A 21,050-nucleotide genomic window follows, 5' to 3' on the forward strand; every position below is an offset into this window, starting at 1 on the left:
TCGGAGACTCTTCGGGATGGGCGAAGAGGGCGGGGAGCCAATCTACGTACAGGCTCAAGGCCTCAGGTTGGGACGGCTTCCCCGGTTCACTCTTCATAAATTCCCTTTATCGCAATCCCTTGTCAATTCCTGGGAACAGAACATACAAGGATGGGTAGAGCGGCCATGCTATGGCGCTGATGATTCATTCAAACGCTGATTGGCCGTGAAACCCATCGATCACTGCTCCAACGCTTGAATTGAACGCCCGCGCAAGACCGAGGGCGTTGCTGCGCGAACCCGATAGGTCCGCGCGGAATTCGATGGGTTTCGCTCCGCTCTACCCATCCTACGAATTCAATCAGATCCCCGCCGCCTCCCGCAGCATGTCGGCCTTATCAGTCCGCTCCCAGGTGAAACCCGGCTCGGTCCGTCCGAAGTGACCATAGGCCGCCGTGTCCTGATACTTGATCAGGTCGCGGTTGGTCAGATCGAGCATCCGCATGATGCCGTAGGGCCGCAGGTCGAAATGGGCGCGGATCAGTTCGATGATCCGATGCTCGCTGACCCGCGAGGTGCCGAAGGTGTCGATCGAGACCGAGGTGGGCTCGGCGACGCCGATCGCATAGGAGACCTGGATCTCGCATTTGTCGGCTAGTCCGGCGGCGACGATGTTTTTGGCGACATAGCGGCCGGCATAGGCGGCCGAGCGGTCGACCTTGGACGGATCCTTGCCGGAAAAGGCGCCGCCGCCGTGACGGGCCATGCCGCCGTAGGTGTCGACGATGATCTTGCGCCCGGTCAGGCCGCAATCGCCGACCGGGCCGCCGATGACGAACTTGCCGGTCGGGTTGATGTGGTACTTGGTGCCGGCGTTCAGCCAGCCGGTTTCCGTGAGCACGGGCTTGATGATTTCTTCCATCACCGCCTCGTGCAGTACGCTTTCGCTGACATCCTCGCTGTGCTGGGTGGAGAGCACGACGGCGTCGATCGCGACCGGCTTGCCGTCGCTGTAACGGATGGTGATCTGGGACTTGGCGTCCGGGCGCAGCCAGGGCAGGGTGCCGTTCTTGCGGACCGCGGCCTGACGCTTGACCAGCCGGTGGGCGTAGTCGATCGGGGCCGGCATCAGCAGGTCGGTTTCGTTGGTGGCGTAGCCGAACATCAGACCCTGATCGCCGGCGCCCTGGGCTTCCTCGGTCGCGCGGTCGACGCCCTGGTTGATGTCCCTGGACTGCTCGCCAAGCGCGATCAGCACGCCGCAGTTGTTGCCGTCGAAACCGCAGTCGGAGTTGTCGTAGCCGATCTCTTTGACGACCCGGCGCACGACCTTCTCATAGTCGATCTTCAGGTCCGCGTCGGTGACGGTGATCTCGCCAGCCAGCATGACGAAGCCGGTCTTGACCAGGGTCTCGCAGGCGACGCGCGCCTTGGCGTGGTTGGGGTCGCGACGATAGATCTCGTCGAGGACGGCGTCGGAAATCTGGTCCGCCATCTTGTCGGGATGGCCTTCGGAAACGGACTCGGACGTGAAGATGTAATCCTTGCTCATAAGATATCGGTGGCCTGATCGTGGCGCCACAAGGCGTTGTTGATGAAACGCCGCATCATACCGGGTCGGTCGGAAGCCGTAAAATCCGGTCGGGGCGAGATGCCGTCTGCTGGACCGGTTTGGAATTCGCGATCATTCCGGTACCATGCGCCGGAGGCTTTTCCTACCTGCTCACTCGGAGGTTTCCCATGGCTTCACTTGAAACTCCTGTCTGCGATTTCGGCAGCCCCGCGCCGGATTTTTCGCTCCCCGGCGTCGACGGCAAGACCTGGACCCGCGACGATTGCAAGGGCGAACGCGGACTGCTGGTGATGTTCATCTGTAATCACTGCCCCTATGTGCAGTCGGTGCGCGACCGGATCGTCCGCGATGCCCGCGAACTGGCCGCGCTCGGCATCGGTTGCGTGGCGATCATGTCCAACGATGTCAACGATTATCCCGAAGACTCGTTCGAGAACATGCAACAGGTCGCGGCGGAATTCGACTTTCCCTTCCCGTATTTATTGGACGAAAGTCAGGCGGTCGCGCGCGCCTACGGGGCCGTCTGCACGCCGGATTTCTTCGGCTATGACGCCAATCTCGGGCTTCAGTATCGGGGACGACTCGACGCCAGCCGCAAGGAGGCCGCGCCCGCCGATGTGCGCCGCGATCTGTTCGAGGCCATGAAACAGGTCGCCGAAACCGGTGCCGGACCGGCCGAGCAGATCCCGAGCATGGGCTGTTCGATCAAGTGGCGCGCGGAGTGACAGCGGCATCGGCGGGACGGCGGCGGAAAAGGCTGGTTATTTCCGCCGCCAATTCTTAATATTAGGAACTGATAAAATAACTTTTGCCGGCATAAGTTTGTTTTGATTCCGGGGTTGCTGTCTTTTAGTCCAGAATGCATGCCTTTTGAAGGCGCTACGGCCAGACAATCTCTTGCGCGCGGAGGTCGCCGCGCCAGATCGAACCCGCGATCAAGATCGCCGCGCGCCCGACAGACCGCTTTTCGACGCCGCGCCACCATCCGTCCCAACGTAAGCAGCCCTTCGGACTCGGGCTGCCGACGGTCGCGGCCAGCGCAACTTTTCGGTCATTTTCATCACTACCAGGAGGGGCTCATGTCCTCACGCAAAGAACTCGCCAACGCCATTCGGGCGCTTGCCATGGATGCCGTCCAAAAGGCCAATTCCGGTCATCCGGGCGCGCCCATGGGCATGGCGGATATCGCCGAGGTGCTGTGGAACGATTTCATGAACCACAACCCGTCCAATCCGGACTGGGCCGACCGCGACCGCTTCGTGCTCTCCAACGGGCATGGCTCCATGCTGATCTATGCCCTGCTGCACCTGACCGGCTACGAGTTGAGCATCGAGGATCTGAAGCAATTCCGCCAACTGCACTCCAAGACCCCCGGCCATCCGGAATACGGCTACGCCCCCGGCGTCGAGACCACCACCGGTCCGCTGGGTCAGGGCATCACCAACGCGGTCGGCATGGCGCTGGCCGAACATGCGCTGGCGAACCAGTTCAACAAGCCCGGTCACGCCATCGTCGATCACAATACCTATGTGTTCCTGGGCGACGGCTGTCTGATGGAAGGCATCTCGCACGAAGCCTGCTCGCTGGCTGGCGCGCTGGGTCTCGGCAAGCTGATCGCCATCTATGACGACAACAACATCTCCATCGATGGCGAGGTTCGCGGCCACGGCGACACGCCCGGCTGGTTCCTCGACAACACCCCCAAGCGCTTCGAGGCGTATGGCTGGAACGTCATCCCCAAGGTCGACGGGCATAATCCGGAAGCCATCAAGACGGCCATCGAGCAGGCGCGCGCGGTCACCGACAAGCCCAGCCTGATCTGCTGCCAGACCATCATCGGTTTTGGCTCGCCGAACAAGCAGGGCAAGGAAGAGTGCCACGGCGCGGCCTTGGGCGATGACGAAATCGCGCTGACCCGCGAAAACCTGGGCTGGACGCACGCGCCCTTCGTGATCCCGAAGACCATCTATCAGGGTTGGGACGCCAAGGAGCGCGGTGCCGCCGCCGAGTCCGCTTGGAACGCCAAGTTCGCCGCCTACGCCAAGGCGTATCCGACCGAGGCCGCCGAGTTCAAGCGCCGCATGGCCGGCGAACTGCCCGCCGACTGGTCCGCGCAGGCCGACGCCTTCGTCAAGTCCGTGATCGACAAGGGCGAGACCATCGCCTCGCGCAAGGCATCGCAGAACGCGCTCAACGGTTTCGGCCCGCTGCTGCCCGAACTGCTTGGCGGCTCCGCCGACCTGGCCGGCTCCAATCTGACCCTCTGGAAGGGCTGCAAGGGCGTCGGCAAGGGCAACGCGCCGGGCAACTATGTGTATTACGGTGTGCGCGAGTTTGGCATGTCGGCCATGATGAACGGCATCGCGCTGCATGGCGGCTTCATCCCTTACGGCGCGACCTTCCTGATGTTCTCGGAATACGCCCGCAACGCGCTGCGCATGGCGGCTCTGATGAAGATCCCCACGATCTTCGTCTACACCCATGACTCCATCGGCCTGGGCGAGGACGGACCGACCCATCAGCCGGTCGAGCAGATCCCGACCCTGCGCATGATCCCCAACATGAGCGTCTGGCGTCCCTGCGACGCGGTCGAGTCCGCCGTCTCCTGGAAGCTTGCCATCGAGCGCAAGACTGGACCGAGCTGTCTGATCTTCTCGCGTCAGAACCTCGCGCACATGATCCGTAACGATGCGCAGATCGCCGACATCGCGCGCGGCGGCTATGTGTTGCGCGACTGCGCCGGCACCCCGGACGCGATCATCATCGCCACCGGTTCCGAGGTCGAGCTGGCGGTCAAGGCCGCCGAAGCGATGAGCGACAAGCAGATCCGCGTGGTCTCCATGCCCTGCACCAACGCCTTCGACGCCCAGGACGCGACCTACAAGGAATCCGTGCTGCCCAAGGCGGTCACCGCCCGCGTCGCGGTCGAGGCGGCGGTCACCGACGGCTGGTGGAAATATGTCGGCACCCAGGGCGCGGTGCTTGGCGTCGATCGTTTCGGCGAGTCCGCCCCCGCCGGTCCGCTGTTCAAGGAGTTCGGTTTCACCGTCGACAATCTGGTCGCGATGGTGAAGGGCGTCCTCTCGTAGGATGGGCAAAGGCCATCGGCCGTGCCCATCTGCCCCGCGCCAACCTTCAATCATCGGCGTCGGCGCGGTCAGGATGGGCACGCTTCGCTTTGCCCATCCTACTCACTGATCATTTTCTTCACTGGAGCTTTTACGCATGACACTCAAAGTTGGCATCAATGGTTTTGGTCGTATCGGTCGCATGGCATTTCGCGCGATCGCCAAGGATTTCCCCGGCATCGAAGTCGTCGGCATCAATGACCTGCTCGACCCCGACTATCTGGCCTACATGCTCAAGTACGACTCGGTCCACGGTAACTTCAACGGCGACATCGCCGTCGACGGCAACACCATGATCGTCAACGGCAAGAAGATCCGTCTGACCGCCGAGCGCGATCCGGCCAACCTCAAGTGGTCCGACATTGGCGCCGAGTTGGTCATCGAATGCACCGGCTTCTTCCTTGACGATGCCTCCTGCCAGAAGCACATCCAGGCTGGCGCCAAGAAGGTCGTGCAGAGCGCGCCCTCCAAGGACGCCACCCCGATGTTCGTCTACGGCGTCAACCACAACACCTACGCCGGTCAGGCCATCATCTCGGCGGCCTCCTGCACCACCAACTGTCTGGCGCCGGTCGCCAAGGTGCTGCATGACAACTGGGGCATCAAGCGCGGTCTCATGACCACCGTGCACGCCGCCACCGCCACCCAGAAGACGGTCGACGGCCCCTCCATGAAGGACTGGCGCGGCGGCCGCGGCATCCTGGAGAACATCATCCCGTCCTCCACCGGCGCCGCCAAAGCCGCCGGCAAGGTCATGCCCGAGCTGAACGGCAAGCTCACCGGCATGGCCTTCCGCGTCCCGACCTCCGACGTGTCCGTGGTCGACCTGACCGTCGAGCTGAACAAGGACGCCAAGTACGAAGACATCTGCGCCGCGATGAAAGCCGCCTCCGAGTCCGGCGATCTGAAGGGCGTATTGGGCTATACGGATGAAAAGGTCGTCTCCACCGACTTCCGCGGCAAATCCACCCCCTCCGTCTTCGACGCCGAGGCCGGCATCGCGCTCGACCCGACCTTCGTCAAGGTCGTCGCCTGGTACGACAACGAATACGGCTACACCTGCAACATGCTGCGCATGGTTGAGCACGTCGCGAAGTAAGTCTTTGTCGGATGGGTAGAGCGAAGCGAAACCCATCATCCTCGCCGGATGTCCGAGGGATGATGGGTTTCGCGGCCACCAAACGTCGGTGACGACCGTCACGAAGTGACAGGGCCGCTCTGCCTATCCTACTCGCTTAACATTTAGCAAAAAACGATGCCACAGACCGGTGATTTTGAAAAAGACATTGATCTGCTGATGCAGAACGTGGCGCGACTTTTTGCCTATGAGGGTAATGCAAAACTCGTTTCCATTCTTTCGAACGCTAATATTTCTGCAGCTCAAACTGGATATGATAACTGGGATGGTGGTATTTGCATTTATTCTGTGTACCTGGAGATTCCTCAAACTATTTATCTTGAGATCAACGCAGAGCTTGAAGCAATTTCGACGACAATCGAAGAAAAACTCCGCACTTTACTAAATCGTTACAACGACACATGGACTGGCGGCGTAGTTCTTTCTCCACAGCTAATTGAATCGGAAAGCTGGCAGAAAAATGCCAGAGACTGGCTTTCTGGTAAAGGCATTACAAATCAGGGCCGGGTTCGTTCCAACAATATAGCTAACCGCCAATGTGATGGTTTGCTTTTTCGGTCGCAACCAGAAATCAATATCTATAAAGCATTGAAATCGAAGGGAGTGGCCTTTGCTCCTCTTCCTGTATTTTTGAAGGGGGGTAAAGAATATTCGCGCATCGAGCCTGATTTTATCCTTATCAAAGACGGTGTGGTTCTTTGCCTAGAAATTGATGGAGATACCGTACATATAGAAAACCCAGCCGAGGCCAATGCTAGAACCCGTATTTTAAGCAACGAAGGTGTAATAATTGAACGGTATTCGGCTTGTCGTTGCGAAACACCTGAGAAAGCCGAAGAATTAGCAAAAGAAATTATTTTGCTAATCGAGAAGCATAAGCGCAATAAGCTTTAAATAAGCGATCAAGCAGTTTATATAGCGAAAGAAACCCTTTGCAGACCACATTGTTTTGATTACTTTAAGGTGAAGCATGGAAATCGAACGTAAATACATTGTCGATGAATCTAACCATAAAGTTGCTGTTCAACTTGACATCGAGACTTTCAAGAAAATAGAAGAAACTTTGGAAAATTATGGACTCATCCGACTGATGCAAGCAGAAAAACCTGATGATGAGGTATTCGATCTTGAGCAAGCTCAATCATATTATCGGACGCTGAAAAAGACCCAGTGAAAGTTAGTTACCGTAAACGATTTCTTAAACAGCTTGCAAGGCTACCTCCGACTACGCGGTCTCAAATAGAAACCTTCGTTTTTGATCATTTACCAAGCACAGCGTCCATTGTTGATTCTGGCATTATTGAGAAGATGCAAGGACACCAAGGCTACTATAAATCTCGCTTTGGTTCGTATCGTGTAGGCATGAAAACTGAAGATGATATCTTGATTGTGCAAATCGTGATGAATCGAAAGGATATTTATAGGTTTTTTCCGTAATAACGACTCCGATTCGGCCTTGATCTATATTTCCCGTCTCTGCGTAGTATTATAATCAGTGGCTTGCATGCCAAATCTAAATTTAAAACTCGCTCCGGAGTCAAGCCGATGCAATGGCAAGAGGTTTGCGAACACCTAAGCCTGCGAGATTTGCCTTTCAAGATCGAAACGAACGAAAAAGGCGAAATCGTCATGAATGCGGTCAAGGTCATTCATTCGCTTTTCCAGGGTAGAGATCGAGTATCGGTTACGCTCGCTGTTACAGGATGGAAAAACCTTGCCTGAATGCGCCATCAAAACGCGCAAAGGCACGCGGGTAGCGGATGTCGCATGGGCGACCATGGAAAGGGTCAAGACAATCAAGCACGAAACCGAATGCTCGATTGCGCCCGAAATCTGTATCGAGGTTCTTTCCAACAGCAACACGGATGAGGAGATGGAAGGAAAACGGATGCTGTATTTTGAGAGCGGCGCTCAGGAAGTTTGGTTGTGCCTGGATGGCGATATCCGTTTTTATACTTCTCAAGGCAGGCTGGAGCGATCTGCGATTGCACCTCATTTTCCAGGACGGATCAGTCTCGACGAATAACCGATTTGTCAACCCTGGGTAAATGTTTCAACTCAAGAACTGAGAAGCGCATCAGCATGAAACTCAAAGTCATTGTTCATCCTGCCGAAGAAGGTGGCTTTTGGGCAGAAGTGCCCGCAATCCAGGGCTGTGCCACACAAGGGGACACAATGGAAGAACTCTTGAAGAATCTTCATGAAGCGGTAGAAGCCTGCCTTTCAGTGGATTTAGAACAAATCGAACTTTCCGGAAACGATAGAATTCTGGATCTTGCTGTGTGAAATCCATTTCTGGAAAACACTTTGCGCGCTTACTCGAAAACAGGGGCTGGATACTGGCGAGAATCAACGGCAGCCATCATGTCTATATGAAGCAGGGGAATCCGTCGCGTATCTCCTTGCCAATCCATAAGAACGAGGATTTGAAAACCGGCTTACTTCGATATTTCATGAAGATTGCTGGAATCCGGGAAGACGAAATATAAGCTATAGCCGCGCTATTAGCGCCCCATTCGCAACACCCTCGGGTTTGCGGATCGCTTTCATCAAAACAAAACATCACTCCAAGAGGACACCCCACCATGTCATTCATCAAACTCACCGACCTCGATCTTGCCGGCAAGCGGGTACTGATCCGTTCCGACCTCAACGTCCCGGTCAAGAACGGCAAGGTCACCTCCGACGCCCGCATCACCGCCTCCATGCCAACCTTCGAGCACTGCATCAAGGCTGGTGCCAAGGTGATGGTCATGTCCCATCTGGGCCGCCCAGAGGAAGGCGTGTTCTCGGAGGAGGATTCGCTCAAGCCGGTTGCCGATACGCTCGGGGCCAAGATGGGCCGTGAGATTCGCTTGATTCGGGACTATCTCGATACCCCGCCCGAAGTCGCCGATGGCGAACTGGTGCTGCTCGATAACGTCCGCTTCAACAAAGGCGAGGGCAAGGACAACGAGGCGCTGTCCAAGCAATACGCCGCGCTCTGCGATGTCTTCGTGATGGACGCCTTCGGCACCGCGCACCGCGCACAAGCCTCGACTCACGGCGCGGGCAAGTTCGCCCCGACCGCCTGCGCTGGTTTGCTGCTGGCCGAGGAACTGGACGCGCTGCAAAAGGCGCTGGCGAATCCTGCCCGCCCGATGGTCGCCATCGTCGGCGGCTCCAAGGTGTCGACCAAGCTGACCGTGCTCGAAGCCCTGTCCGAGAAGGTCGACCAGATGGTGGTCGGCGGCGGTATCGCCAATACTTTCCTGGCCGCCGCCGGGTTTCCGGTCGGCAAGTCGCTGTGCGAGCATGATCTGATCCCGACCGCCCAGGCGTTGATGGCGAAGATGACCGCGCGCGGCGCCACCATCCCAATCGCGACCGACGTGGTCTGCGGCAAGAAGTTCGACGAGAACGAGCCGGCCGTGGCCAAGAATGCCGCTGACGTGGCCGAGGACGACATGATCTTCGACATTGGCCCTAACTCCGCGCAGGATCTGGCCGACATCATCGCCAAGGCCGGCACCATCGTTTGGAACGGTCCGGTCGGCGTGTTCGAGTTCGATCAGTTCGGCGCGGGCACCAAGGCGATTTCCATGGCCATCGCCAACGCGGCGGGCTTCAGTCTGGCCGGGGGCGGCGATACCATTGCAGCCATCCAAAAGTACGACATCTATGACAAGGTGTCCTACATCTCGACCGCCGGCGGTGCCTTCCTCGAATATCTGGAAGGCAAAACCCTGCCCGCGGTCGCCATGCTCGAATCACGGGCGAAGGATTGATTCAGTCGCCAGCCGCCAGTGACCAGCCGCCAGCAAGCGGCTGGAGACGGGTCGCTGGACACTGGTCGCTGCACGCCGGAGGCTAAAACATGCCAAGACGTACCAAAATTGTCGCTACCCTGGGGCCGGCAACCGACGATCCGTCGGTCATGGATGACATCATCGCCGCTGGCGTCGATGTGGTCCGTCTCAACCTGTCGCATGACAGCCACGCGCGGCACCGCGAACGCGCCGAGCGCATCCGGGAGCGCGCGCTGGCGGCCGGTCATGCGATCGCGGTCCTGATGGACCTGCAGGGGCCGAAGATCCGCATCGGCAAATTTACCGAGGGCAAGGTCCATCTCGTGCGGGGCGATGCCTTCGCGATCGATACCGCCTGCGGTATCGAGGCGGGCGATATCACGCGGGTCGGTACCACCTATGTCGAACTGGCCGGCGATGTGCGCCACGGCGATACCCTACTGCTCGACGATGGGGCCATCGAACTCTGGGTGGAGTCGGTCGCCAATGGACGCATCGATTGCAAGGTGGTCGTGGGCGGTCCGCTCTCCAACAACAAGGGCATCAACAAGAAGGGCGGCGGGCTCTCCGCGCCGGCCCTGACCGACAAGGACAAGGAGGACATCCGGTTCGCCGCCGAGATCGACGCCGATTATCTGGCGGTCTCCTTCGTGCGCAACGGCGACGATGTGCGCCTCGCCCGTGCCTTGTTCCAGGAGGCCGGGGGGCGCGGCGGGATCATCGCCAAGATCGAGCGCGCCGAGTCATTGAATGGCATCGACGACATCATCCACGCCTCCGACGCCATCATGGTCGCGCGTGGGGATCTGGGCGTGGAAATCGGCGACGCGGAACTGCCGGCAGTCCAGAAACGGCTGATCAGCCGAGCGCGCGATCTCAACAGCGTGGTGATCACGGCGACCCAGATGATGCAGTCGATGATCGAGAACCCGATCCCGACGCGGGCCGAGGTCTTCGACGTGGCCAATGCCGTGCTGGACGGCACCGACGCGGTGATGCTGTCGGCCGAAAGCTCGATCGGCAAGTATCCCGCCAAGGTGGTCGAGGCGCTGGACCGGATCTGTCTGGAGGCCGAGAAGAGCGTGACTCGCTCGGGACACCGCATCGATACCGTTTTCGGTCGGGTGGACGAGGGTATCGCCATGGCGGCGATGTACACCGCCAACCATCTGGGCGTGAAGGCGATCGCGGCGCTGACCGAGACCGGTTCGACGGTAAAATGGATGTCGCGTATCAGCTCTGGCATCCCCATCTACGCCATGACCCGATTCGCGCCGACCCGACGGAAGGTAAGACTCTTTCGCGGCGTCTATCCGGTCAGCTTCGATGTCGCCACGACCGACATCCACGAGGTCAACTGCGAGGTGATCGAGGAGTTGCTGCGCCGGGGCACTGTGCGTGACGGCGATCTGGTCATCATCACCAAGGGCGACCGCTCGGGGGTTGAAGGTCAGACCAATATCATGAAAATTATGCGGGTCGGGGAGCATCGGCTGCTGGACGACGACTGATGCCTCGCGCCGTCGCGCCAGTTGCGCGTCAACCCAGACGCATGCACGGCATGCGGGAGTGACCTGCTTATGTTTGGATGGCTCAAATCCTGGTTGCGGGCACCCCAACCCGCGGGACCGCCCCAAACGCTGAGGGCGTTCGATCTCGCCGATCCCACCATCGCCGGGGATTCGATCGCGCTGGATGGCGATGCCTGGCGGATCGCGGGCGGTGCCGAGCCGCGCACCTTCCGCCTCTTCGAGGTGCGGGAACCCGACGTGGAGCGCTGCATGCTAACCTACCGCGCGCGGCTGAGGACGGAAGGCGTCGAACGCCGGGCGTACCTGGAGATGTGGTGCCGACTGCCGGGGCGGGGAGAGTTTTTCTCGAAGGGATTTCAACAGGCGGCGCAGGGCACGAACGACTGGGCCGAGTATGAAATTCCCTTCTATCTTAAACGAGGTCAGAAACCCGACCTGATTCAACTCGACCTGACCCTGGAAGGCGCCGGCACCGTCTGGATCAAGGACGTGCAACTGCTGCAAACGCCTTTGAAGTCGTGAATCCGGATGCCGATTATTAGCCGATTTTTGGGAATCCTGATCGCCATGTATTGGGATGACCACTCACCGCCGCATTTTCATGCCAAGTACGGCGAGTACGAAATCACGATCGACATTCTGACCGGCGTGGTTAAGGGAGCCTTTCCCAAACGCGCTCTACGCCATGTTCTTGAATGGCATGAACTGCATCAAGATGAACTCTTGGAGGATTGGAACCTGTGTCAGAAAAGAGAAGCGCTAAAATCGATCCCTCCGCTGGAGTAAACAGGTTTCTTCATGTCTCAGCGGCTCGATATCTCGAAGAGTTTAAAATCGCAGTGCGCTTCAATGATGGTCAAGAAGGCGTCGTCGATTTAGCTTCTGTCCTGCACGGTCCTGTTTTTGAGCCTCTTCGGGATCGATCAATGTTTTCGCAGCTGAGAGTAGACGAGGAACTTGAAACGATTGTCTGGCCAAACGGTGCGGACTTCGCTCCTGAATTCCTGTATTTTCAAGCCTTCAAGCACAACCCCGAGCTGCAACAACAATTTCAGCGTTGGGGCTACGAGATAGACAGTCGACACTGACGAATATCGTTCACGATGACTTAAACCGACAACTGAAACCTGACAACCGACAACCACGAGGAAAACCGAATGGCCCTGATTTCACTGCGTCAAATGCTGGACCACGCCGCCGAGCACGGGTATGGCGTCCCGGCTTATAACGTCAACAACCTGGAGCAGATGCGCGCCATCATGGAAGCCGCCGACGAGACCGATTCCCCGGTCATTGTCCAGGCCTCCGCCGGTGCCCGCAAATACGCCGGCGCGCCTTTCCTGCGTCATCTCATCCTGGCCGCGATCGAGGAATGGCCGCACATCCCGGTCTGCATGCACCAGGATCACGGCACCTCCATGCCGGTGTGCCAGCGTTCCATCCAGCTCGGCTTCTCGTCGGTCATGATGGACGGCTCGCTCCAGGAAGACGGCAAGACCCCGGCCTCCTACGAGTACAACGTCGACGTGACCCGCTCGGTGGTCGCCATCTCGCACGCCTGCGGCGTTTCGGTCGAGGGCGAGCTGGGCTGCCTTGGCTCGCTGGAGACCGGACAGGCCGGTGAGGAAGATGGCATCGGCGCCGAGGGCACGTTGGATCACAGCCAACTTCTGACCGATCCCGAGGAAGCCGCCGATTTCGTCAAGAAGACCGGCGTCGACGCCCTGGCCATCGCCATCGGCACCTCGCACGGCGCCTACAAGTTCACCCGTCCGCCCACCGGGGACATCCTGGCCATCGAGCGGATCAAGGAGATCCACAAGCGCATCCCGACCACCCATCTGGTCATGCACGGCTCCTCCTCGGTGCCGCAGGACTGGCTCGCCATCATCAACCAGTATGGCGGCGCGATGGGCGAGACCTACGGCGTGCCGGTCGAGGAAATCGTCGAAGGCATCAAGCACGGCGTGCGCAAGGTCAACATCGACACCGATCTGCGCATGTCCTCCACCGGCGCCATCCGCAAGTTCCTGGCTGAAAACCCCAAGGAATTCGATCCGCGCAAATACTTCATCGCCGCCACCAAGGCCATGAAGGGCATCTGCAAGGCGCGTTACGAAGCCTTCGGCACCGCCGGTAACGCCAGCAAGATCACCGCGCTGTCGCTGGAAGTCATGACCAACCGGTATGCCAAGGGCGAATTGAACCCCAAGGTCAACTAAGGCCGGTCAGCCTGATCGAAGGGTAAGTAAGGGGGCGCTCAGGCGCCCCTTTTTGTTATATTCGGCGGAGCATTGGACGACCGGACATCGAAATGTCCTGGATGAATCCGCGTCTCGCCCATCCCCGCGGGGTCAAGGGGTCGTTCGCAACGACGCAGACCGCTCTGAACGCGCCTTAGAGACAGGACCGACCGATCAAATCCGCATTCTCCAACCGACCCTGGACCTTCGCCCTTCTGGCCATGCTGCCGATCCTGGTGACCGAGCAGGTCATCGAACACTTTGCGCAAAGCCGCGCACGGGAACAGGAACGCCTCAGCGTCCTGACAACCCTTTCGACCCTGCGCGCACGCATCGAAGGTATGGTCAATGCCAATCTGCTCATGGTGCATGGACTGACCGCCGTGATCTCGGCCAATCCGGACATCGACCAGAACAAATTCGCCCGCATTGCGCGGGGACTGGTGGACAAACGCCATGCACTGCGCAACATCGCCGGCGCGCCAGACATGGTCATTTCGCTCATGTACCCGCTGGCCGGCAACGAGGGCGCCATGGGGCTGAATTACCGGACTCACCCAACCCAGGCTTCCGCCGCCCTGCGCGTGGTGGAGACCGGCCAACCCGTGCTGGCAGGCCCCCTGCCACTGTTACAGGGCGGCATGGGCATCGTGGCCCGCGAGCCGGTCTTCATTCCGCCCACGGACGCCGGCGGACGACCGCGCTTCTGGGGCTTGGTGTCGAGCATCTTCGATGTCGATCTGCTGTACCGGCAAACCGGGATCATGGAGGCGATTTCCACGCTGCGTCTGGCGTTGCGCGGCACCGATGGGAAGGGCGCCAGGGGCGAGGTGTTCTTTGGCGATCCCGGCGTCTATGCGCAGCGTCCGGTGATGACGGACATCGTCCTCCCCGGCGGCGCCTGGCAGTTGGCGGCCACCCCCAAGCTGGGCTGGGGCCAGCCGACCGGACTGCTTTGGCTGATCCGTCTGCTGGGGCTGTTGAGCGCATGCGGCGCGGGCGTCATCGCCTATCTGCTGGCGCGCGGCAGGCAGGCATTGACCCGCAGCGAAGTCCGCTTGCGGACCCTGCTCGACACCATCCCGGATCTGGTCTGGCTGAAGGACGCGGACGGGTTCTTCCTCGCCTGCAACCCGCGTTTCGAGCAATGCGTCGGTGCCCGGGAGTCCGATATCCTCGGTAAAGGCGACCATGATTTCGTCCCCGCCGAACAAGCCGATTTCTTCCTGGAGAATGATCGTGCCGCGATCGCCGCTGGCAGCCCGCTCGCGAACGAGGAATGGCTGACCTTTGCCAGCGACGGCTATCGCGGTCTTTTCGAGACCCTCAAGACGCCTGTCCGCGACGCGCGGGGGGCGATCGTCGGGGTGCTTGGAATTGCCCACGACATCAGCGAGCGCAAGCGGGCCGAGGACGAGATCCGCCAACTCAACGCCGACCTGGAAGACCGCGTGCAAGCCCGCACCGCCGAACTAGCCGCCATCAATAAAGAGCTGGAAACCTTCACCTATTCGGTCTCGCACGACCTCAAGGCGCCGCTGCGGGGCATCGACGGCTACAGCCGGCTGCTGCTGGAAGATCATGGTCAGCAACTGAACGAGGAAGGACGGCTGTTTCTGGACAATGTCCGTCGCTGCGTCGACCAGATGAGCCAGTTGATCGAGGATCTGCTGGCCTATTCGCGCATGGAGCGGCGCGGAGTGCATGACGTCACGCTGGATCTGGCCAGCGTGGCGAAGCGTATCCTGGCGGAACGTCGGGATGATATCCAGGCGCTTGGCGGGAGCGTGACAGTGGATCTGGCGGAGTCCCTGACCGCGCGCGCCGATCCGGACGGATTGTCGATGGTGCTGCGCAACCTGCTGGATAATGCGCTCAAGTTCAGCCGCTCCGGCGCACCGCCGTGCATTGCGATCGAGGGCACAACCTCGGAATACGGCATCATTCTCGCCATTCGGGACCAGGGAATCGGCTTCGACTTGCAATTCCACGACCGGATCTTCGAGATCTTCCAGCGTCTGCAGCGCGCCGAGGAGTATCCCGGCACCGGCGTCGGTCTGGCCATCGTGCGCAAGGCCATGGAACGCATGGGCGGGCGCGTCTGGGCCGAAAGCGCGCCCGGCCAGGGCGCTACCTTTTTTCTGGAGCTGCCGCGATGACCCATGGCCAAAGCAACCGTCCCATCCTGCTGGTGGAGGACAACCCGATGGATCTGGACCTGGCCCGGCGCGCCTTTGCCCGGTGCAACCCAAGCAACCCCATCGAGGTGGCGCGCGACGGTCAGGAGGTGCTGGATTGGATCCCCCGCTGGGAGGCCGGCGAACCGCTGCCGCTGCTCATCCTGCTGGATCTGAAGCTCCCGCGCGTGGATGGTCTGGAGGTGCTGCGCCGTCTGCGCGCGCATCCGATCAGCCAGGCGTTGCCGGTGGTGGTGCTGACCTCGTCCAGCGATGAGGGGGATATCGCGACCGCCTACCGTTTGCACGCCAACTCCTACATCATCAAGCCGGTCAACTTCGAGGCGTTCATGGAGGTTGCGGCCCGGATCGAGCAGTACTGGCGTCTGATCAATCATCCACCAAGGTAAGCGAATGCGTATTCTGCATGTCGAGGACAACCCGCTCGACGCCGACCTGACCCGGCGTCTGCTGGCCCGTCAGGCGCCGGATATTCAGGTTGAGGCGGCGTCGACCCTGGCGGCGGCGCTCTTCTGTCTGCAAGAGGCCGATCGTTACGACTTGGTGCTGGTGGATCTGAAACTACCGGATGGCTCCGGCCTGGAACTGCTGGCCCAGATCCGCGAGCGGCAGTTGTCGCTGGCGGTGGTGATGCTCACCGGATCCGGCGACCCGGAAGCGGCGATCGCGGCTCTGCAGGCTGGCGCGGACGATTATCTCGGCAAGGATCGCGCCGCCGACCGCCTGCCCGCGACCCTGCGCGATGCCTTGCAGCGTTTTCGCACCGCGAATGCCCGCCGCGCGCATCCGCTACGGGTGCTCTATGCCGAACACAATGCCGCCGATATCGACCTGACGCGCCGCCATCTGGCGCGACATGCCCCGCACATCCGTCTCACCGTGGTCGCGGATATCGCGCAAGTCCTGGAGCGCCTGCCGTCCGCGGCGCGGACCTCGGACGATTACGACGCAGTGCTGCTGGATTATCGCCTGCCCGGTCTGAACGCACTGGAGGCGGTCAAGATCCTGCGCGCCGAGCGCGGTCTGGAGATCCCGATCGTGCTGGTTTCGGGCCAGGGGAACGAAGAACTGGCGGCGCGGGTGATCCATCTCGGGGCGAACGACTACATTTCCAAACACACGGGCTATCTGCACAAGCTTCCCGCCACCCTGGAGAAGGTGGTGGGACAACAGACTCTGACCCGCGAACGGGCCAACCTGCGCGAAACGACCCAGCGTCTGGAGCTGGCGCTCGCCTCCAGCCCGGCGATTTTGTACACCCGCCGTCTGGACGGCCCGGACGCGCCCCTGACCTGGGTCAGCGAAAACATCTCCCGACTGCTGGGCTACACGGCGGAACAGATGCTGCAACCGGGCTGGTGGGCGGCCCACCTGCATCCCGACGACCGCGAGGAGGCGCTGGCCCGCCTGGCGGCGCTCGGCGCTGCCCGGTCGATTCCGCATGACTACCGTTTCCTCGACGGTCAGGGCCGGATCCGCTGGATCCATGACGAACTCCGTCTGGCGGACACGGTCGACGCGACGGTACGCGAGGCGACCGGCGCCTGGCACGATGTCACCGACGCCAAGTCCGCCGAGCAGTTGCAGGCAACCCGCCTGACGGTGCTTGATGGACTGGTCGGCAATCAGCCCCTGTCCGGCATTCTCAACAGTATTTCCAGCCGCCTGGAAGCGATCCATCCGCACCTGCGAGTCGCCATCGAGGTTTGGGACGAGCGCCCCGATCCGGCCGCGCGCGCGCCCGCCGCTCCTCTGGCATCCCCCAGCAAGGCTCCGGACGCAGCGGACCGTCCCGGCGCGGATTGGTCAATTCCACTTCGGGACGGCGCCGGCCATGCCTTGGGCCGTTTTTCGGTCACCTCTGTCGAGCCGCAATCGCTCAAATCGGCCGAATCCGATCTGATCGACGAATTCGCCCGCATCGCGGGCCTGGCGGTCACGCGGGTGCGCGCCGATACCCGATTGCGTCAGGCGGCGACCGTGTTCGAGAGCACGCGCGAGGGCGTCATCATCACCGATCTGAATGCCTGCATTCTGAGCGTCAATCGCGCCTATACCGACATCACCGGTTACTCCGAGGGCGAGGTGCGGGGACGCAAGCCCAGTCTGATGCAGTCCGGACGGCAGGATCCCTCCTTCTACCAGACCCTATGGGCCAACATCGCGGCCGACGGGCATTGGCAGGGCGAGATTTGGAACCGGCGTAAAAATGGCGAACTCTATCCGCAGTTATTGAGCATCAGCGCCGTTTACGACAGTCAGGGGCAGTCTAGCCATTACGTTGGCGTCATGACCGACATCAGCCAGCTCAAGGAGTCCGAGGCGCGGCTGGAACATCTGGTCCATTACGACCCGCTGACCAATCTGCCCAATCGACGCCTGGTCCAGTCCCGACTGCAGCATGCGCTGGAACACGCGGAACGGTATCGGCACCGGATCGCCGTGCTCTTCCTGGATCTGGACCGCTTCAAAAATGTCAACGACAGCCTCGGTCACCCGGTTGGCGACGAACTGCTGGAGGCGCTGACCCGTCGTCTGAGCCAGCGGTTGCGCGAAGACGACACCCTGGGTCGTCTGGGCGGCGATGAATTTCTGATCCTGCTGGAGAACCTGGAGCGTCCGGAGGACGCAGGGGGTGTCGCCCAGACACTGCTGCAATTGCTGGAAAAGCCCTTTCGCCTGCCCAGCGGCCCCGAACTCTACGTGGGTGCCAGCATTGGAATCAGTCTCTATCCGGACGATGGCGATTCCGTGATCGAACTCATCAAGCACGCCGATGTCGCCCTATATCAGGCGAAGGAACAGGGACGCAACACCTACCGTTTCTACACCCCCACTCTGACCGCTGCGGCGAATGAGCGCCTTGCCCTGGAGGCGCGTCTGCATCGGGCGCTCGCCAACGACGAGTTCGTGCTGCACTATCAACCTCAGTTCGACACCGAAAGCGGCGCGCTGATCGGCTGCGAGGCGCTGGTACGCTGGGACTCGCCTGAGGAGGGCATGATTTCGCCCGCGCGCTTCATCCCGCTGACCGAAGAAACCGGGATGATCGTGCCCTTGGGCGAATGGGTGCTGCGCAATGCCTGCGCGCAGGGTCGACGCTGGCTGGATGCCGGTCATTCCGACTTGAAGATCGCGGTCAATCTGTCCGGACGGCAGTTACAGCAGCGCGATCTGGTGCGGCGCGTGGCCGCTATTCTGGAAGACACCGGCCTGCCGGCGAGTCTGCTCAAACTGGAGCTGACCGAAAGCATGATCATGGGGCATGGCGAGCAGGTGGTGGAACTGCTGCGCGCGCTCAAGGCACTCGGTCCGCGGCTGTCGATCGACGACTTCGGCACCGGCTATTCGTCGCTCGCCTATCTCAAGCGCTTTCCGATCGACGAACTCAAGATCGATCAGAGCTTTGTCCGCGACATTCCGCGGGACGAGAACGACATGGAGATTGCCGCCACCATCATCGCCATGGCCCGTAACTTGAAACTGAAGGTGATCGCCGAGGGCGTGGAAACGCGGGAGCAACTGGATTTCCTGACGCGCCAGGGCTGCCACGCCTGCCAGGGGTATCTGCTCGGTCGACCGATGCCCGCGGACGAATTTGTCCGGGCCTTTATGCTTTAGGGTGATTTCCTGAAAATAATCGACCCCCGGAGAGGCGGCGAACGGACAGGATTTCGTTGTCGTGGTCGTGGTCGTGGTCGTGGTCGTTGTCGTTATTTGATTCGACAACGACCACGACAACGACAACGACAACGAAAGCAAGAACGCCGACAGCGCGACGGGGTATTCACCCCGTCACAACGTTTTCCGAACACTGGGAATTCGTCATTTCCGCGAACCTGGTTGAAACATCCTGACAGGGCGCATGCCCCGTCCAGCCATGTTATTTTCCGGGAGTTTCCTAAAGCGACCGGATCCGCGCTGCCCGGTCGTCGTCCAGGGCGTCGCCAATCCGAAACGTCGGTCCTTCGTCGATGTCGTCGCGCGCGCGAATGGATGGCTCCCGGCGCGATTCGACCCGCGATTGGAGCAGATCGCTGTGCGCCGGCCGCGTGGGCGCCAGCACTGGTCGCGGCGGCTGGCTGGGCGATTTGGTTCGTCGAGCCGTTGCACGACCCGCGGAATCCTCGTCCTGATCGAGCATGACCGCGGACAGACCCTGGAGCACGGCCGCGGCATCCTCAATCGGGATTTCCGCATCCCCGGTCACGCCCCAGCGCGCCTCTATGGCCGCGTAGAGCCGCTCCTCGATAGCCGCCACGGAATAGACCTCGCTCTCGCGAACGCGCACGAACGGCAGACCGGCGGCGGCGCAGATCCGATCGAGGCGATCCCGGGGGAGTTGTTGGCGCAGCCGCGATCGCGGCACCAGATTGACGGCGCAGACAATGGCCGTCGTCTCCGGGGCGCAGATCAGGAAGTCGAAGCAGCGCCCTTCCAGGCGATCCTGCGCCCGTTCTTGTTCGCGCCGGGAGAGGCGCGGGCGCAGCCCAATCACGTCGGCTGCCCGGACTCTGCCGTACACCCGATACTCCTTGCCGACGGCACGCTCCAGCACCGTCTTAAAGGCCCGCTGCGAGCCCGTAAACAAGGTTGCGTCAGCCACGTAAGGCAGGCGGAAACGGCTTTTCAGACTCCGCCGCACACTCAGGATGAAAGCAAGGAGTACGAGGGCGCTCAGTCCCAGCAAAAAATAAAGATGTTCCATTGTCTGTGACCTTTACAGTGTCAGTGGCCGGATCGAAACCGCGTCGAGCGTGAACGGCGCGATCTCGGCGGCTCCAGACGGGCCATGATTTCCGACGATCGGCGAGAGGCGGTTTAGGGGTGTTCCAAGCGCAGACCCTGCCGGTGATACCAAGCTCGATCCAGCGACCAGATGACCGAGTCGACATCGGGCTGGGAGAGCATCAGTTCGATCGCGCGCAGTTCCTGCCGCCAGAAACGCTCGCCGGCGGCGAGCATGGCGGGATCCTCGGACGATTTGTCCGCTAGATCGGGATCGATGACCTTCAGGAAGGGCTCGACGGGTGCGACCGAGGCATGCGGACTGGTCAGGGTCACGATCCCATTGAGGAAGAGGACGGCGCGGAAATCATACGGATAGCTCGCCAGCACGGGATCCTGTTCCAAGAGTGCGTTGAGCTGCCAGATGCGCGGGGTCATTCCGAGGCGGTTCCAGGCCAGCGAAAACACCAGCAGGGCAAGCAAAAGGGCGGAGACGATGATGGCATTACGCGTCAGGCGATCCATATCGGGATGAAAACCTCTTAAAATGTCGTCAAATTAAGGCGGTGTCGAACGTCCTAACGACCGAACGTCGCGACCCACCGGGCACCGTCGGATGCGACATGATGCTCGGCTCCATGGACCGGGCGCAAGCGACAGCCGCGGGCCGAATGCCATTCGTCGGCGGCTCGCCGAACGCGTAAACTTCTCGCGCATCATGCGAGTCCGATCAGGAGAGCGAA

21 protein-coding genes are annotated in these 21,050 nt (G+C 60.7%); 18 read left to right on the plus strand and 3 right to left on the minus strand.

Going from position 1 to position 21,050, the window contains the following annotated elements:
- Window positions 1-340: 340 nt before the first annotated feature.
- Complete coding sequence (metK, locus tag CCR95_RS05935; RefSeq protein ID WP_201092735.1) at window positions 341-1,531, minus strand: methionine adenosyltransferase; 1,191 nt, start codon at window positions 1,529-1,531, stop codon at window positions 341-343.
- Window positions 1,532-1,719: 188 nt separating this feature from the next.
- On the opposite strand from metK, the gene CCR95_RS05940 reads away from it, so the two are divergent.
- The 18 genes from CCR95_RS05940 (at window position 1,720) to CCR95_RS06020 (ending at window position 19,200) form a co-directional block, all read left to right on the plus strand.
- Entirely contained in the window at window positions 1,720-2,277 is a 558-nt protein-coding gene (locus tag CCR95_RS05940) for a thioredoxin family protein (RefSeq protein WP_201092736.1), read from the plus strand.
- A gap of 354 nt (window positions 2,278-2,631) precedes the next feature.
- The gene (gene tkt / locus CCR95_RS05945) at window positions 2,632-4,641 is read left to right on the plus strand and encodes a transketolase (protein ID WP_201092737.1); all 2,010 of its coding nucleotides are present in this window, start codon (window positions 2,632-2,634) and stop codon (window positions 4,639-4,641) included.
- 136 nt (window positions 4,642-4,777) lie between these two features.
- Window positions 4,778-5,779, plus strand: a complete 1,002-nt coding sequence (gap, locus tag CCR95_RS05950) for a type I glyceraldehyde-3-phosphate dehydrogenase (RefSeq protein WP_201092738.1) — start codon at window positions 4,778-4,780, stop codon at window positions 5,777-5,779.
- Window positions 5,780-5,935: 156 nt separating this feature from the next.
- Window positions 5,936-6,712, plus strand: coding sequence for a hypothetical protein (locus CCR95_RS05955; RefSeq protein ID WP_201092741.1), 777 nt, complete (start codon window positions 5,936-5,938; stop codon window positions 6,710-6,712).
- 76 nt (window positions 6,713-6,788) lie between these two features.
- Window positions 6,789-6,992 carry a hypothetical protein gene (locus CCR95_RS05960; RefSeq protein ID WP_201092743.1) on the plus strand — a complete coding sequence of 68 codons (204 nt, stop codon included), beginning with the start codon at window positions 6,789-6,791 and terminating at the stop codon, window positions 6,990-6,992.
- Window positions 6,993-7,363: 371 nt separating this feature from the next.
- Window positions 7,364-7,540, plus strand: a complete 177-nt coding sequence (locus tag CCR95_RS25185) for a hypothetical protein (protein ID WP_242523085.1) — start codon at window positions 7,364-7,366, stop codon at window positions 7,538-7,540.
- Window positions 7,533-7,844: a Uma2 family endonuclease gene (locus CCR95_RS25190; RefSeq protein WP_242523086.1), complete on the plus strand. Its 312-nt coding sequence runs from the start codon at window positions 7,533-7,535 to the stop codon at window positions 7,842-7,844. The genes CCR95_RS25185 and CCR95_RS25190 overlap by 8 nt, the downstream gene beginning before the upstream one ends.
- Before the next feature lie 56 nt (window positions 7,845-7,900).
- Window positions 7,901-8,104, plus strand: a complete 204-nt coding sequence (locus tag CCR95_RS05970; RefSeq protein WP_201092745.1) for a type II toxin-antitoxin system HicB family antitoxin — start codon at window positions 7,901-7,903, stop codon at window positions 8,102-8,104.
- Entirely contained in the window at window positions 8,101-8,307 is a 207-nt protein-coding gene (locus CCR95_RS26285; protein ID WP_201092747.1) for a type II toxin-antitoxin system HicA family toxin, read from the plus strand. The genes CCR95_RS05970 and CCR95_RS26285 overlap by 4 nt, the downstream gene beginning before the upstream one ends.
- 96 nt (window positions 8,308-8,403) lie before the next feature.
- Window positions 8,404-9,585, plus strand: coding sequence for a phosphoglycerate kinase (locus tag CCR95_RS05980; protein ID WP_201092749.1), 1,182 nt, complete (start codon window positions 8,404-8,406; stop codon window positions 9,583-9,585).
- Between the two features lie 89 nt (window positions 9,586-9,674).
- On the plus strand, window positions 9,675-11,117 hold the full coding sequence (gene pyk / locus CCR95_RS05985) for a pyruvate kinase (RefSeq protein ID WP_201092751.1): 1,443 nt from the start codon (window positions 9,675-9,677) through the stop codon (window positions 11,115-11,117).
- 69 nt (window positions 11,118-11,186) lie between these two features.
- Window positions 11,187-11,660, plus strand: coding sequence for a hypothetical protein (locus tag CCR95_RS05990; RefSeq protein WP_201092752.1), 474 nt, complete (start codon window positions 11,187-11,189; stop codon window positions 11,658-11,660).
- A gap of 6 nt (window positions 11,661-11,666) precedes the next feature.
- Entirely contained in the window at window positions 11,667-11,924 is a 258-nt protein-coding gene (locus CCR95_RS05995) for a DUF4160 domain-containing protein (RefSeq protein WP_201092755.1), read from the plus strand.
- Window positions 11,879-12,226, plus strand: coding sequence for a DUF2442 domain-containing protein (locus tag CCR95_RS06000; RefSeq protein WP_201092757.1), 348 nt, complete (start codon window positions 11,879-11,881; stop codon window positions 12,224-12,226). Before CCR95_RS05995 ends, CCR95_RS06000 begins: the two co-directional genes overlap by 46 nt.
- 69 nt (window positions 12,227-12,295) lie before the next feature.
- A complete protein-coding gene (gene fba, locus CCR95_RS06005; protein WP_201092759.1) occupies window positions 12,296-13,360 on the plus strand; it encodes a class II fructose-bisphosphate aldolase in 1,065 nt (354 codons plus the stop codon).
- Between the two features lie 242 nt (window positions 13,361-13,602).
- Window positions 13,603-15,540 (plus strand): ATP-binding protein, encoded by a 1,938-nt coding sequence (locus CCR95_RS06010; RefSeq protein WP_201092761.1) that lies wholly within the window; start codon window positions 13,603-13,605, stop codon window positions 15,538-15,540.
- Window positions 15,537-15,968 (plus strand): response regulator, encoded by a 432-nt coding sequence (locus tag CCR95_RS06015; RefSeq protein ID WP_201092762.1) that lies wholly within the window; start codon window positions 15,537-15,539, stop codon window positions 15,966-15,968. The genes CCR95_RS06010 and CCR95_RS06015 overlap by 4 nt, the downstream gene beginning before the upstream one ends.
- A gap of 4 nt (window positions 15,969-15,972) precedes the next feature.
- Complete coding sequence (locus CCR95_RS06020) at window positions 15,973-19,200, plus strand: EAL domain-containing protein (RefSeq protein ID WP_201092763.1); 3,228 nt, start codon at window positions 15,973-15,975, stop codon at window positions 19,198-19,200.
- 280 nt (window positions 19,201-19,480) lie between these two features.
- Here the strand turns inward: CCR95_RS06020 and CCR95_RS06025 are convergent, their stop codons facing one another.
- Together CCR95_RS06025 and CCR95_RS06030 are read right to left on the minus strand one after the other, a co-directional pair.
- The gene (locus CCR95_RS06025) at window positions 19,481-20,287 is read right to left on the minus strand and encodes a DUF2726 domain-containing protein (RefSeq protein WP_201092764.1); all 807 of its coding nucleotides are present in this window, start codon (window positions 20,285-20,287) and stop codon (window positions 19,481-19,483) included.
- 113 nt (window positions 20,288-20,400) lie between these two features.
- Window positions 20,401-20,832: a hypothetical protein gene (locus CCR95_RS06030; protein ID WP_201092765.1), complete on the minus strand. Its 432-nt coding sequence runs from the start codon at window positions 20,830-20,832 to the stop codon at window positions 20,401-20,403.
- Window positions 20,833-21,050 lie beyond the last annotated feature (218 nt).

This window comes from Thiocystis minor (assembly GCF_016653465.1).
GTDB lineage: Bacteria > Pseudomonadota > Gammaproteobacteria > Chromatiales > Chromatiaceae > Chromatium > Chromatium minus.